Genomic DNA, 15529 nt, shown 5'->3' with positions numbered 1-15529 from the left:
CTAACATAATCCTTTTGTAATAAGATGAGATCTCAAAAATATAGATTATCAAAATCGATTTTGTAATTAAACTATCATATAATATTTAACGTTAAGAACCTTGTACTGGTACTGTAGATATTTATATTAAAATAATGAACATGAATAAACTCTTAGATGCTCAAGTTATTTAATGTAGTTGAAATTTTACACTTTCTTTCTAAAAGAACATGCTCTACAGTAGTAAATCCTTATATAGGAACTACTAAGGAAGGTTAGTGTTTCTAATAAGCTCTTAGTTAAGTAAAAATACACACTCCTAGGATGGCAAATTTTCAGCTAAATCAACAAGAACTATTAGAGGCTAAAGTAGTGCTTCTTAAAAATGGACATAAGGCATCGACTTATATGCACTTTTAGACATTAATTCCTTTTTCCAACTACTAATATTCCTAGTACGGCTTCATTATTCTTTAGGTCAAGCGCTCTATTAAAAATGTAATCGTTAAAACCACCTACGGCACATATTCCCAATTTAAGGGCTGTAGCTACTAAATAAAAGTTCTCCATAACTATTCCTATATCAATAAATACAAACCTTGCACCTCTATTACCATATTTTGCTAAAGTTTTCCAATATCTTGCCGTTAAGATGATAAGTAAAGGAATTACATTAATATCTGGAATAGAACTAACAATATCAGACTTAAGAATTTCTAGCTCAATTTCAGTGTTAAGTTTCTCTAGAGAATGGGACAAGGGATTGTAATGATATATACCAACTTCCAAATCGGAAATGAAAGGTACTAAATAAACTTCAGTTTCCGCCAGACCTCCGGCTGATGGAAACATTCTATATATTACCTCGCCCTCTTTTTTCCTGACACCTACCGAATAATAGAGCAAATCAGAAATAACATTAATATCGACCTTTTCTTCTGTAAACCTCCTCACTGAAGATCTAGTAGTAATTACCTTATGAAAACTTTCTACTATCTCTCTAGGCTTAGGTAAGGGTATAATTTTAACATTATTGTATTCTTTCGGATAATTATCTGGGATTACTGTAAAAGTAAAATTTTGAGTCTTCAGATAGAACTCCTCAAATATATTCATTATAATTGCCTCAAGGAAATGGTACTGGCTCATCAGTGAATAATTCAACTTCCTCCTTAAGTCCCATTATCTTCCTAATATTATAATACCTCTCATGGCCTAGGAACGGCAAATATGGAATATGTGCAGGTGTTAAATCTGGAATTATTACCCTAATTAGCTTTCCTTTACCCACGTATTTCTCTATATTGAAATCCTTATAAATTATATCGTAGCCATGATTTAGTAATTCTTCGACAAGATCCTTGTATGTCAACGACTCTTCTCTTTCTAATTCCTCATAACTAACGGTATTTAAATTATTTAAATAATCCATTAAAAATTCCTTTTTCACATATGTATAGTAGAGTGGAACTAATCCGAAATCAACTAAAAGATCTTTATTGAGCTTTTTAGCAAGCTTAATTTCCTCATCACTTACCTTACTGAAAGATGAAATAGATTGATAAACTTCATAAATTGCTCTTCTTAATGCATCTTCAACAGTTATATCTGCAGCAGCACCGCCAACATAAAATCCGTTAACAAATCCTAGACAACCTATTACGAAAAGCCCCTTAAATTCATTAATAAACCTTAGGCAAACAACGTCCTTGTTTTCCAATACTTTAAATTTCCTTTTCAATTTTTCTGGAATTCGTATTTTTAATGGGCTTATACGTGAAATCCACGAGATATTTATTGCATCTCTCTCTAGGTACTCTAACAAACCGTGTAAGAAGGCTTTTTCGAAGTCTTCATGATAAGAAAGACCGCCAGTAGTTGCATAAGCTATTAAATCCTCGCCTGGTCTGATTAGATCTGTTAGATAAACGATTTGTGAGGGTACGTAAATTGTCTTATTATCCTTATAGGAAATTGCTTTAGTAAACGTTACAAATGCGTCATCGGAATAGTCCTTAAAAAAGAAGAACTTTCTAAGCTGCTCCTTTGAAAAGAACTTGTATCTGGTAGAAAGAACGTTAAATTGTTCTTTCAATTCTCCTACCCTTCCAAAAATTGATGTATTATCATCGAAAAAGATCGAGTAGCCGTAAAACCTTTCCAAAAACTCTCCAATAGCACCCATAAGGCTTTCCTCCTCGGTCTCTCCTTTACCTCCAGCAGGTACAACGTTTTCTAAGTATCTTAGAAGTGGTGTAAATTCAATAGGTAATTTTATGTTATACCTAGCCTTAACATATTGAGTTGATATATGGGATTCAAGCAAATCGTAATTTACGTAATTTATTAGTTTGGTGATTACCACATTATCATATTTTTCTATAGTGTAACCTAAGATAGGTCCTAAAAATTCGTTGATCAAATCTTGCATTTAGGACACCCTGGGATCTTTAACGGTGTATTTACTATTAATTCTCCATCCATCATATCTACATATATTAGCTTCCCATCATAGCGGTTACCGTTTAAGAGCATTTTAGCGAGTCCTAATAATAAAAATTCCGTGAACTCACTTAGGGTAGGAGATTTCTCTCTTACAATTTCACCATCAACTTTCACATCTAGGATTAGCCTAGAGTTCTTTAACCATAGGTATATCTCGTAAATACAAGGATTGTTCTTCGTCATGACATATATAAAAAATCTGTAAGGATCCATGACATATGCTATAAGGACTTTTTCAAACTTTGATAAGTCGATAGTGAGAAGAAAGTCTATATTACTTGAGATTATTAATGCAGTCTCGCCTTTAGGCAGTTCTTTATCCGATTCAAAGAAGTTAATCGCTTCCTGATTTAAAAGTCTTATACCATTAACTACTGCATTAATCTTCTTCTCCTTTTCTGGAATCAACATTCTAATTTCCTTTAATTCCTTCACGTCTAATGATAATAGATTGTTAAACTCATCCTCACTCAACTCTATTAAACCAGAAGCCTCTGCATACGCAATGTACTTATTGCCATTTCTATATATAGAGAAAAAAGGTGATACCTTCAGACTAGCTTGCATTTCATATCACCTTATTTTCTAGCAAACCAGCAACCAATCCAACAGCCAATCCAGCTAAAAACCACTTTATTATCTTTAGTTATCTTTATTACCTTCTTATAGGTATAGTCAATCTGCATGCAGTATTTTTGATTTTTGAATATAAAAACACATAGTAGAGTTAAATCTTTTTAACTACATTTAGTGTTGATAATACTGGTTTCTTAATACAAAAACGTGAAGAGTCTTTTTACATACTTCCTCAAACAACTAACATTAAGTGAACCTGCAGCTTATAACATGCTCTTAGGCTTTATTATCGCCCTAATTATTTGGAGAATAATTAAGCCCAACATTGCCTTAAATGTTTCCGAAATTTTAATACTCAGTATCTTGTCAGTTGGAGTAAGCTTTATATTACTTTACAACTCCTCTGCTTTACCCTTTCTAATGAGATTCGGAAACTTAAGAATAGGAATATACTTAGCATTACTTTACCTTTCGGGAGAGATAGCCGCATTATTATACACTACATTACTTATTATTTTATACTATCTCTTCTCTAATAGTATTGCTATTATTGACATGATTCCTTTTATTCTTACAGCACTTCTAGTCTTCCTATTTCTAGAATCCATTTCTATGTTTTTATCGCTTCTATTAACTAATGGGAGATTAGATTGTTATATAATCGTTATAATTTATCCAATAGTCGTTGTGCCAGCATTCATTATCTCCTTCTTAAAGAGTTCGTTTAACCCTCTTTGGATATTCGGAATGTTAATCGAAAAAACTACAATATCATCTAGCGTAATTATTCTCTCAGTAACTATATCGATTTTAGTATACTTAAACTTACGGATTATAAATAATTTGGTAAAAATTAGGGAAGTTATTCCTTAACTAATTTTTTATTCCACAAGAGCACCAACATCCATACCAACAAGCAAACATTATTGGATTAGTTCTGACTAAATCTATTGATTTCTTATTAGTACTAGTACTCTCATTTATTATAGCCTCCGTTATACACTTAAATTCAAACCGAAAATAAACCCTTTGCTAAGGTTATAAAGTTTTAACTTAATCCACTATTTTTATTATCTCTCACAAAATTTTACTCATGGAATTAGAAAAATCTATGATAAAGAGATTCGCCTTCTCTCCAACAGCAATATCTTACCTACTCGCAATGTTGATGCTAGACTCTGTAGAACTCTATTTTGCCCTAGATAGCGTTAAAAGTATAGGTTTGGGAATAATATGGTACAGTGTTGCAATAATACTACTATTAGCTAGCCTCTCAACGGGCTTCAGTATAACTCTAGTCTATCATTCTTCAGCATTAGCTTACTACTTGAGGTTCAGTAAACTTAAAATGTATAATTACGTTATGAGCTTGTTCTTGGGAGCAATAGTCTCCACCATTATATACTCTTTAGTCTTCACAATTTTTGTTGCACCGCTAGTAACTAAAGTCACACTAAATCAGATCTACCAGGTTATCAAATTGAGTAACATTGCACAATTCATAATCTCAGTATTGATTTCTAGTTTTTTCATACTTTCTCTAACGTTTACAATAACATTAACACTACTGATCAAGGTAGGTGCTAATGCGTCAAAATACGCTAACTACATTTTCTTCGGGCTACTGGTAATTTCAGAACTCTCTCCTTCAGCACCATCTCCACTGAATCCATTCTACGAGGCTGAAAATATTATCTCATACTCCCTAATCCACTACAGTATAAGCGTTTACACTATTGAAGTAGCTTTACTAGCCCTTCTGTTACTATTCTTAGGTAATTTAGCTCTAAGGAAGATTAGGGCACTGAGATTAGAGGAGGTTGTATGGTAATGTTAGAGATAAAACACTTGTCAGTCTCATTTGATGACTTTACTGTTCTAAAAGACATTAACCTAGAGTTGGACAAGGAAGTGTATATAATTTTGGGTCCCAACGGTTCAGGTAAGACTACTTTATTAAGAGCTATTTCGGGCATAATTCCATATAAGGGTTCAATAAAGATAAACGGTATGGAGGTTAGGAGCGCAAAGAGCTTGCTAGAGTACTCTACTAACCTTCAAGAGGTATATACTATAGGAAACTCAGTATTAGAAACAGCGAAAATAATCTCAGAAATAAAGGAAGGAGATTTGAAAGAATTCTTCAAAATCCTGGACTACTTAAACCTGGATAGGAGAGTAATCCATAAGCCGATTTATAAATTATCAACCGGACAAAAAGCTTTAGTATCCTTAGCCTTAGCTCTCTTCACAAGACCACAAATAGTGACTATCGACGAACCCATAGAAAACGTTGACATTAATAGGTTGGATAAGGTAATATCTTTACTACGCGAAAGGGTTAATGAGGGTATAATTGTAACTCACCAGAAGGAACTAATTAAGCGTTTGGAGAAGAATGTAAGAGTTTACAATATGGTCAACGGTGAACTGGTTGAAGATAATAAAATGCAATAGGAAGGCTAGAGGAGGAGAAGTGTATATAGCATGTTGGGCTGGATGCTGGTTCAGCTGTTGGACTACACGTCAAGTTAAAAAATCTTAACTGTGTCCTAAGTTTAAAATCGTCGTAAAGTAAAATTAAGTAATGGCGAGAAGGCTTATGAATAGGGAAATAGATATTCAAAAATCCCTAGAGATAAGTCAGACGTTATATTATAGAGTTATGTTGAACATATCAGAAACTGTATTAGACTTTATAGGGGTTGGAAGCATAATCACTTTTTTACTAGTAAGCCTTCTCCAGAACCCTCTTACCTTAAACATTAGTCTAATAGTCTTTTCCACGACGTATGTTGTTATATCTTTGAAAATGAGTAGATATATATACCCTTTTGTTAAGACCTTTGCTAGCAAACCTTCGCTAATAGCTAAAAATTTTCCCTTTCTTATTAAGTTAACCTACATACTTTCGCTTATATTGCTTAATGTTATATTTCTACTATCATTTTACGTTCACTCCTTATCTATCTTACCGGCTTTTCTAATTGGGGGGTACATATCTTTTATTGGAAGTCAGTTAATTAGTGTTATAAGGTTTCTAAAAGAGAGAACTATAGAATACTTCCTAGTCCTCTCCTACATAATTTCTGGAATATCAATAGCAATTTCACCCTTCAGTACTATTACTATCTTAATTCCATCACTTTTAGCACTTTTATACAGATTAGTGAGGAGAGCTTAAATGGAGCTAGAGAAATTAATAAAACTACTGAAGGATAATAAGGCATTGAACGTTAGCGTTAGGTTAGGAATCTTATTAGGACTTTATTATACAAGGTATGCATGGTTTAAGGAATTGTTAGAAGCAACTAGGTTAAATAAAGCTGAACTCTATCAGCATTTAAAAGTCTTACATAGGGAGGGGTATATAGATATAAAATACGTTCCTACTGTTAAGGGTAAGAGGGTAAAAGTTTTAATAACTAAAAAAGGCGAAGAAGTTGTAAAACAATACCTCGAATTATTGGGAGGATAATACGCTTACATACATTGGTCATAGTCAAATTTCGTTATAAACTAAATTTATAGAGCAGTTTACATTATATCTTTCGTCTTGTAAAATTATCTCATTTCCTAATATTTAGATATAAGTAATTAAGTAAATTTCAGCAGTAGATAAGTTAATAAAGGTAACCTTGTAGAGACTAAAGCAATATAAGTTATAGTCGTTAATTTAGGTCTATCTTTCACTTTTAGTCTTAATGAATTATCTTTTAATCTTAAAAAGTGTTAAAGGCGAGTTCTATCTCAAAGCTTCCAAATCATTGGACTTAGATCAGCTTATAATTCTCCAAGAGAGGCGAGTAAACTAAACTAGAGGTAAATGGTAGTAGATCAGAAGACGTGAAGGAGAGGCTGAGAATTACAAGAATGCTGGGAAGAGAGTTACACCTTAGATAATCATGAAGGGATTTGTAATTCGTGAAGGTTGATGAGGTAGTTTATGCAAGAAATAATTTTCTAGATATTTTATTTCTCTTAAATTTATAAACGTATATATATACTATATAGTTTATGTAGAGTAAGTTTATAAATTAAATTTCTTGATTAATTAATAGTGACATGAGTAAGAGAGGTAAAATTATCATAATCTCCTTAGCGTTAATTGCAATCGTATTGACAACTGTTGTACTAGCAAATTACGACACTCTTTACATACTCTACATTAAGTTCACAGATCCTAACGATATCAACATAGTCTTCTTCGCATATACTGGTAATAAACTAACGTTATTACAAAACGTTTCTGTAACTATATTTGCATTTTATCCTACAGCAAACGGTACTGTAATAAAGAAGATAGAGACGGCAATTAATGTAGGTTACGTTAGAATACCTTTAAATAACTTGACAGAAATAGCTGAGCATTGGATAAAACACTATGGTTATAAGATATGTCCATCATTGCTTGGATTTGCATCATATACCGTAAACAAGGCGGATGAGACGATAGTTTATGTACAACCCTTTACAGTAACAATCTCACCATATAATATAACACATGGGATAGGAAAAACAGTGGTGAAACTCTTCATTAATCCAAAGAAATTTATAGTAAAAAAGAAATTTACGCCAAATGAAACAGGTTTAACTAATACAACAGTCCCCAGTAAAGAAGGACGCCCATCTTTAATTATCTGTTTAAATAAGGTTTGGTTCTATCCGTCGAATAAAAGCCTTGGACCAATACCGCTATCAATAGCTTATATAACAGATACTAACTACAACGATTATATAGGGGAAATATTACTCAAGGAAGGCTATTCAGAAGCGTCTGGAATACAGTTCAAGTTTGGAGTCACTATATTAGGGTATCCAGTTACCGTTACAGGCTTCTCAATAACTACGTCTGCCAACAATTTAGTACTATGCAAAGCTGGATATTTCGGCGAGGAAGGGCATTCTAATTTCGTTGAAATTTATACCATTGGCCAGATAGCTATTGCAAGCTACTGCGTATATTACTATTACTGTCCGTCACTGCCTCCAGTATTTTTAGGTTATTGTAACGAGACGTTTTTAACTGGGTTAGAGGTAGTTGGTCGCGGTTCAAGTTATTTACCAGCGTTATATAATACTACAGTTTCTAATCTTCCTCCCACTTGTTACTTCTCCAATAACCTAACATTCATAGGTAGCGTAACTCCTGGTAATATTCATTTACATATGTGTGTCTCAATTGCTACTTCTAATGGTTTTGCTACCTATTCAGTTCCTATAGGTTTGATTATTAAGCTTGCCACCATTTTAGGTTTAACGATACCTTCATGGATATCAAGCCTTTTACTGGTAATCTCGCCTTATATAGGTATTGTAACATTTACAAATTCTGTCACCTACTTTGCGTCATCAATCTCAATAGTTGATTTGTCCTCAAACACTTATTACATATACCTAATGAACGATAGCGTACCCTATTGTATTGGTGGAACGAAATACTACATCCCATATTACTACTATTATATAAACTACACATCTTAACGCAATACTCTTAAAGAGATTTTATTTTTTACGTGTTTCTTTTTGATTTCGTTTGCGGATAAGTGTTTACTCACCACAAGCTAAGAAATCCTTAAAACACTATTATCCTCTCCATTATCAGAATAAACCAAGACATTAAAAAGCAAAAATATTATGTCCTTTAGGATCTTCCTTAAAGTCCGTAACTTGCCCTTGTAAGGCACAGATTTTTGATTGCTTATCTATTGATAATTAATGTCGAAAAGATAATATATAAAGAGGTAAATTTCAAGGTTTAAATTTATTCTGGAATGTTAACAGGATGCACGTCTTCTTCTCTCTAGAGTATTCGAAATGACGAGTTAAATCTGGTAATAGACGAGAATAAATGGATTATACTCCATTTTCCTCTATTTAAGCAATTATACTCCTTTAAGTCTAGATTAACGAGATGATATTCAATTAATCTTCGCCTCTTCTTTATTTATACTTCATCCATTGGAAGAAAAGCTTATGAGCATTTTCACGATAAAGAGGTAAAGCATAATGTTGAACGTCAAGTTTACTCGTTTTCTTTTCTTCCCCTCATTTTGTCGAGTTAACCGGAAGTTAACTAAACCCTGTATTATGAAGTCTATACAAAGAGAACGGGAAAAGTCTAAAATTCAGAAGAAATTGAGGTTTCTCCTATCTCCTCACGAATTGAAAGTAATACGAGCCTAAAGTATTCCACGGTAGAAACTCTTCTTGAATATAGCCTCAGAGGATCAAAGCTTGTTAGGAATAAAAATAGTAGGAAGAATAAAATCAACGACTTTATCGTTTGTGACAATGAGTAGCAGAGAGTGAAACTTAATGATAAGCGTTAGATTAGTAGTAGTAAGCGTTTCGGTGATAAAGGTGTTAGATAAAGAGGAATATGAAAGGTGGATCATCTCAGCCAAGCAAACGTTAGAAAGCGCTAGATCAGACCTTAATTCGGGATTTTATAATTGGGCTTGCTTTAAGTTACAGCAAGCAGCAGAGTTTGCAGTTTACGGTATAGGATAACCTAGAGCAGGTCATTCAATTTCGTATTTACTTTCCTTGTTAGAGGCTCCACAAGAGATAGTAAATAAAGCAAAGTACCTCGATAAGCTTTACAGAGATTGAGGTTAAGGGGATGGATAGCCCAAGATTTTAATGACGCTCCTCCCCAGCTCAAGTATGAGCAACCAGCATGAAATTCCCTCACTCTTCCAATGCTCTGAGCCGCCCGAATCGATGAACCCCTTGGGAGGGAACCCTTCCAGGAGGAAGTCAGATCCCAACAAGATACCCAGACGTATGGCCATCAGGATATCCGGGGTTCTATTATACGAAAAGTGAGGCTGAAGAGGCAATTAAATATGCAGAAGATATTATAAAATTCATAGAAGAAGAAAGGAGAATAAAGGAAAGAGGAAGAGTAATAACCGAAGCTAGAAGCTTTGCAAATTCTCTCAAAGGTCACTTCTCGCGTTTTTAATTGGTTCTTACGCTAGGGGCGACTTTAACGTTTGGAGCGACGTCGATATTTTAATAATTGGTGATTTCAAGGAGGAAAATCCTCTAAAAAGGTTAGAAAAAATAGACTTTCCTCCAGGTTTTGAGGTAATTCCTTTAACTGAGGAGGAATTTAAGAAGGCTTTAGAAAAGAACAACCCAATTATATGGGACGCCAAAAAATAGGCTTAGTTTTAAGGGATGATTTGAGATGTTCAGAAAGAGAGAATGATGGGTAAGATTAAAGGTACTATTAAAGTAAGTATTACCCCGTTTATCATTGCCCCTAATCCGTATTCATAACCTAAAACGTCCACGTAAAATCCCAAAGTAGTGTCCATAGAAGTAGCTCCTCCAACTGCAACTGCCCCCAAAGGAGTAGATCTAATTTTAAGGAAAATAGGCAAAAGAGAGAAAGTGAATTGTTCTCTTAAGAAGTTAACTAGGAACGCTGTTACGCCATAGAAGGGTCCATAATACTTTGCAACTATAGGTCCAGTATAAGAATACCATCCTGAACCCAAAGAGATTGCTAAAGCTAAATTGAAAGGTTTTATGGAGAGAAATAAAAATAGTATTACTGACGAAATTATTCCCCCAAGTATGGCTATAACTACAGAAAATATGGCAAACCTACTTATTCTCGTCATTAATTCCTTCTTTAACTCTTTACCAATGCTTATGCCTATTACGACTGCAAGGACGTATAATTCCCAATCTATTATTTCGCCAAATATGTTATTACTTATCTCGAGGGAGTGAAACCTCATTATAAGCCCAACAGAAAAGCCTATTATTAATGGCAACAAATATTTAAGTTGAGTTTTTACGTCAACTCTCTTTATCTTTCCCTCCTCTGTCCTTTCATTTATAAATGACCCTAGGAAGTAAGTAATTGTGACTATTACCAAAGAAGATATGAGGGAAACTAAAATTATACTTCCAACGTATTCTGCAGAAATTTGATTACCTCCCCAGAAGGAAATTGTGAAAATTAGGATTAGTACTATTCCATCTGAGAAAATCTGAGGAATATTAATTTTGCGTCCAAGGAGAAGAGAAACTACGTAAAGTAAGATAAAAGTAAGAGTGAAGAGCATGCAAAAACTACCTCAATTACCTTTTAAAAAGTTTATCTAGTACGGTTGATATTGTGCATTTACTGGAATTAAAATTGTTCTTCCGGAATTATCTTGTACAATGAGGCTTACAATATAGTTAGAGTAGGGAATTAAGCCTTGTACGTTGCCAAAGTTAACTGTAATTGAGTTATTACCTATGCTCAATTTATTCGGAGTAATGAAAGTGCTAGTTATTGCTGTCCCTTCAATTCTTGCGCTTATTATAGTTCCTTCAACATTAGAATATACATTTAGATAAGCATATCCATTGCCTTTTATTACTCCCAGCATTTGACTAAAGGTTTGGACAAAAGGAATTCCTTTAGAGAGAATATTATTTATAGAAGTGTAAATCAGGATAAAGGCTATAAAATCAAGAAGTCCCCCTATGCTAATCAATAAATCTATTATTCCACCTATTATTATTAATATGCCTGCAGTTTCAATTGTGGAATTATTAAGTCCTTTACCTAAATTGTAAAATCCTAAGCCTAGCATAATTCCGCCTATGAGTTCTAAGATTGCCGCTATCACCATGAAAAATATACCTACTACTAATATTACTGTGACAACTCCAACTATGAGAATTCCTAAGGAAATAAGAATTAATGTTGCACCAGTACTTCCTATACTTACATCAAGTCCAGTATTCTTAAGTAAATTAAATCCAGACCTAAGTTTTATTATGCCTATAATGCTCAGGATTGCTCCTATGATTACCACAATAACTGCTGCAAGTATTCCTATTAGCGAGGAACTAAGTTGCAAATTGCTAATAGTTGTCGTAGGCGATGATATAATATAGGCGAAAAGGAACAGAAGAAGGATTATTGCACCAATAAATGATATTATATTTGCTAAGATCTCGTATAAAGACCCTTCTTTAATCTCTTTTAAACCGTCGGCGTAAGGATTAATCATACTAATTCTAGTTTTTGCTTCAGCTATATTAATATATTTTGCAAATAATTACTCTAGTTTCTATTGTTTTCTATTATCTTAAACTAGAATTAGATTGAAAGTAAGTTTAGTACTACTTCCTTATAAAGTATCTAGTTTTTAAAAGTATTTTAACTATAAAGCTAGTATTCTAACTGTGGATTACGGAGCCCTAGGGATTTCCTTACTTCTATCTTTAGTTCTTGCGTTCATTTTAACAAAGCTTAAACTCTCTCCCATTATAGCTTACCTCATTGGAGGAATTATCGCTTCAACTTATTTGGGTGTAAATTTCAATTCTCCAGATTTCTCTCTTATCACCTCATTGGCGTTGAACCTCTTAGCATTTGAAATAGGTACAGGCTTTGATTTAACTAAAGCGAGAGAATTATTTACTAGAGCTATTTTCGTTGCTCTAGCAGAGCTAACGCTTATTCTTACTATTTCTTATTATACTGGGATTTATATCCTCCATTTAGGTTCAGTAGGCTCAATATTCCTAGTCCTAGCGTCAATAGATAGTAGTACCTCAATTATTTATAAGCTTACAGAAGGCAAAACGATAAGAGATAAGGATTTACTAATAGCAGTAGCCTCAATAGAAGATATCGAAGTATTCTTAATTTATTCTGTAATTGTTGCATTAGGTGGTAATTTCTCCTTTATAAAAATAACTACTGTAATTATTGAAGTCGTATTAGCGTCAATGATACTTTACGTAGTTGCCAGGTTTCTCTTCCAGAGAGTTTTATTTTCCCCAAGTAAAGTAGAAGACGAAAGCATAATTATTCTCTTACCCATAGCACTAGTTTTTATCTTCTCTTATATTTCGTCTATCACCGGAGTTCCAACAACTCTAACAATGATATTAGCAGGAATAGCTTTTTCCTCCGTTAGCGGTAGCGAAAAGGTGATAAAAACCATTGCACCAGTAAGAGAATTCGCATTAATTTTCTTCTTTCTAGCAGTGGGAGGACTCTTGAAAATTAATGAAGATTTGATAGGATTCTTAGCTATCTCTCTCCTTATAATCAGTATAAAGTATTTCTCCTTCAGCACAGCCTATTGGTTAACCGGAACTAACTTTGTTCAATCTTATACAAACGGAATTTACATGATTCCATTGAGCGAATTCGGAATTATAGTTACACTCGACGCATTAGAGGAAGGTGTTAACGTTTATACTATCTATCTTATTTCCATTACAGTAGTTATAGCCTCTAGCATAATTGCTGCAGTGCTGGCACAGAGAGTCCAAAAAATATCAACATTTATTAGTGAAATATATTCTAGATTAAGAATTTTACCTCAGTTAGATTCAGCCATAATTTGGCTTAACAGAACAGTTATAGGGCAAATAACTCCATTTAGCAAATCTGAAATAAGTAGGGTTTCTCTTAGATTAATAGTTATTATGCTTCTGCCTTTTGTAATATTTCCTCTCTTTCATAGGTTTTCTAGTTTTATTCCTTCAAACTTAGGCTTTCTATTCTATATGATCTTTATAGTAGAGTCCGTCATTGCTTCGTTATTTCTTTATAATTTTTCATTATCATCTATGAGGATATATTATATCATAGTGGGCGAAATATTAATAAGAATACAGAAAGTTAAAAGCAGGTCTTTTAAGGAATTTTGGAGGGGAATTTTAGATTTTGCAGGAATTGGAAGCGTATTTTTCCTTATTTTATCCTCATTATTTTATCTATTTTTAGAAATGTCGCCACTACTAGCTTACGATCCGCCAATTATAAGCCTTCCAATACAACTCGTCTCGTTAGTTATTATTATCATCTATATTAGCAGGAGAGATTTTAAGAAAATATCAAAATTTTCAATATATTCTAGGAGAAAGCCCAGTTATAAAAAAGTTATTAAGATGACAAGTATTGCAATACAAAAGTACAAAAAAGAGAGTGATAATAATAAAGAAAAAGAGAAAATATTAGGCATAATCAATATAAGAGTAAAGTAATTGGCTGAAAAATTGAACTTTTTATCAAAATATCATGGTAATAATTCCCTAGTCTGTTTCCCTGGAACTTTTAGAAAAAAATATAGCCCAAAATTTAGAGTTTCCTATTATCGTAGTAGATTTACTGGTATATCAATCAGTAAACTCTATAGGAGAACGTAAAGTTAAATTTACATTTAACTACAAGTGAAGTTTAACAGTGTTAATTTCACTTTGTAATTAATTGAATGTTACTGTCTCTATATTTTATAGTGATGTATTTAGATTATAAAAACCTTTTAAAAATATATAGTTAAAGTTTAAATATACTGCTAGAAAATTGAGCATATGGAGTACATAAGACTCGAAGGAATTATAGGGCTAATCATTGTAGTAGGAATATTATTGGCAATAGTCGCTATAGGTCCTCATTTTTCTTCAACTATACAAACTGGACCCAGTAAGTTCAAAGTAATAAGTGCAGAGCTATTATGCGTATGCAAGAATTATATTATTAAGGCTACGATAGAGGCTTCCGGTATTCCTGAAGGTAGTCACGATAACTTATATGAGGTCATACTTAATGGCACAACATATTATGCCTTTTATAAAGAAAGCAACGATGGTCAGGTTGTTTGGTACCATAACGGAACTCATACTTACGAAATATATTTATCAACTTCGAATACTACCTATTCTCCGCCAGCAAACCTGCAAAAAGGCGCCTACAAGGCTACTTTTATTTCTCAACAAGGTAAATGTACTATTACTATAAGCTTTGGAGTTGCACCTAAACCGCAGTTGAAAATTATTCAAGCTGAAATACTTAATGTTAGTGGACTTTACGTTTTAAAGACCGAAGTTAACGCGAGTATACCGGTTGGATACATCTACTTTTATGAGGCAATACTAAACGGTACTACTTATTACATATTTTATCATCCTAAGGGCTATACATTATGTCCAGTTTATTATATCCATAAGTCTGGAGTTTATAACGTTTCTCTATACATTTATCCAAAGAACTTCACCGCGCCAACCAACGTAACTCCTATTGAAATAAAGCCTGGAATTTATAAAGTAATATTTGTAACTAGCGTAGGCAATTTCAGTGTAATAGCAAAAACTGTAACCACAACTTCTACTCCTCAATTCTCTGTAGAAAATACTGCAAAAGAGAGTGTAGTAAATGGATTAACTCAACTTAACTTCACTATAACTGCCACTACTCCTCTAGGAGGTCATATTTGCGTTTATGAGATTTGCATTAACGGTCATAATTATACTGTTTACTATGAGCCTAAAGTCTCTACTTCAGCAATAGGAGTATACGTTGAACAAGGTACAAAAACTTACTGCTTTTACATAAATGGAACAGTATCTGCAGGGACTTACGCGATAAAGTTCTATTACTGTTATGAAGGAGTTTACTACGTGTATTCTGAGGAAATAACTATAATAAGTTAAA

At 33.2% G+C, this 15529-nt stretch carries 16 protein-coding genes; 11 read left to right on the top strand and 5 right to left on the bottom strand.

Translation table 11 applies throughout. The annotated features are described in order from the left end of the window. Positions 1-402 precede the first annotated feature (402 nt). Genes D1867_RS00540 through D1867_RS00530 form a run of 3 tightly spaced genes read right to left on the bottom strand, consistent with a single transcriptional unit; the run spans position 403 to position 3051 of the window. A complete protein-coding gene (locus D1867_RS00540) occupies positions 403-1095 on the bottom strand; it encodes a SagB family peptide dehydrogenase (protein ID WP_155862353.1) in 693 nt (230 codons plus the stop codon). Positions 1096-1105: 10 nt separating this feature from the next. After that, the gene (locus D1867_RS00535) at positions 1106-2410 is read right to left on the bottom strand and encodes a YcaO-like family protein (RefSeq protein ID WP_155862352.1); all 1305 of its coding nucleotides are present in this window, start codon (positions 2408-2410) and stop codon (positions 1106-1108) included. Further along, complete coding sequence (locus D1867_RS00530; RefSeq protein ID WP_155862351.1) at positions 2398-3051, bottom strand: hypothetical protein; 654 nt, start codon at positions 3049-3051, stop codon at positions 2398-2400. Before D1867_RS00530 ends, D1867_RS00535 begins: the two co-directional genes overlap by 13 nt. A 216-nt stretch (positions 3052-3267) precedes the next feature. Between D1867_RS00530 and D1867_RS00525 the strand changes: the two genes are divergently transcribed. From D1867_RS00525 to D1867_RS00485, 9 genes are all read left to right on the top strand, one after another. Beyond that, positions 3268-3933 (top strand): hypothetical protein, encoded by a 666-nt coding sequence (locus D1867_RS00525; RefSeq protein ID WP_155862350.1) that lies wholly within the window; start codon positions 3268-3270, stop codon positions 3931-3933. Positions 3934-4153: 220 nt separating this feature from the next. After that, on the top strand, positions 4154-4891 hold the full coding sequence (locus D1867_RS00520; protein WP_155862349.1) for a hypothetical protein: 738 nt from the start codon (positions 4154-4156) through the stop codon (positions 4889-4891). Continuing rightward, on the top strand, positions 4891-5517 hold the full coding sequence (locus D1867_RS00515; RefSeq protein WP_155862348.1) for an ATP-binding cassette domain-containing protein: 627 nt from the start codon (positions 4891-4893) through the stop codon (positions 5515-5517). Before D1867_RS00520 ends, D1867_RS00515 begins: the two co-directional genes overlap by 1 nt. 130 nt (positions 5518-5647) lie before the next feature. After that, positions 5648-6244: a hypothetical protein gene (locus D1867_RS00510; RefSeq protein ID WP_155862347.1), complete on the top strand. Its 597-nt coding sequence runs from the start codon at positions 5648-5650 to the stop codon at positions 6242-6244. Next, a complete protein-coding gene (locus D1867_RS00505; protein ID WP_155862346.1) occupies positions 6245-6538 on the top strand; it encodes a transcriptional regulator in 294 nt (97 codons plus the stop codon). 587 nt (positions 6539-7125) lie between these two features. Continuing rightward, complete coding sequence (locus tag D1867_RS00500; RefSeq protein WP_155862345.1) at positions 7126-8544, top strand: hypothetical protein; 1419 nt, start codon at positions 7126-7128, stop codon at positions 8542-8544. 834 nt (positions 8545-9378) lie between these two features. Then, complete coding sequence (locus tag D1867_RS00495; RefSeq protein ID WP_240872145.1) at positions 9379-9573, top strand: HEPN domain-containing protein; 195 nt, start codon at positions 9379-9381, stop codon at positions 9571-9573. A gap of 253 nt (positions 9574-9826) precedes the next feature. Next, positions 9827-10030 carry a HEPN domain-containing protein gene (locus D1867_RS00490; protein WP_338078067.1) on the top strand — a complete coding sequence of 68 codons (204 nt, stop codon included), beginning with the start codon at positions 9827-9829 and terminating at the stop codon, positions 10028-10030. Next, positions 10030-10233, top strand: coding sequence for a nucleotidyltransferase domain-containing protein (locus D1867_RS00485; RefSeq protein ID WP_338078066.1), 204 nt, complete (start codon positions 10030-10032; stop codon positions 10231-10233). Before D1867_RS00490 ends, D1867_RS00485 begins: the two co-directional genes overlap by 1 nt. A 29-nt stretch (positions 10234-10262) precedes the next feature. On the opposite strand, the gene D1867_RS00480 is transcribed toward D1867_RS00485, so the two are convergent. Beyond that, complete coding sequence (locus D1867_RS00480; protein ID WP_155862344.1) at positions 10263-11147, bottom strand: LysO family transporter; 885 nt, start codon at positions 11145-11147, stop codon at positions 10263-10265. Positions 11148-11183: 36 nt separating this feature from the next. Next, a complete protein-coding gene (locus D1867_RS00475) occupies positions 11184-12089 on the bottom strand; it encodes a DUF973 family protein (protein WP_155862343.1) in 906 nt (301 codons plus the stop codon). A 175-nt stretch (positions 12090-12264) separates the two neighbouring features. On the opposite strand from D1867_RS00475, the gene D1867_RS00470 reads away from it, so the two are divergent. Continuing rightward, positions 12265-14082, top strand: a complete 1818-nt coding sequence (locus D1867_RS00470; protein WP_338077899.1) for a cation:proton antiporter — start codon at positions 12265-12267, stop codon at positions 14080-14082. Between the two features lie 327 nt (positions 14083-14409). After that, on the top strand, positions 14410-15528 hold the full coding sequence (locus tag D1867_RS00465; protein WP_155862342.1) for a hypothetical protein: 1119 nt from the start codon (positions 14410-14412) through the stop codon (positions 15526-15528). The last annotated feature ends 1 nt before the right edge of the window (position 15529 follow it).

Origin of the sequence: Acidianus infernus, from assembly GCF_009729545.1 — an archaeon.
Taxonomy (GTDB): Archaea; Thermoproteota; Thermoprotei_A; order Sulfolobales; family Sulfolobaceae; genus Acidianus; species Acidianus infernus.
The sequence above is the reverse complement of the archived record's forward strand: the minus strand, read 5'-3'. Positions and strand labels throughout refer to the sequence as shown.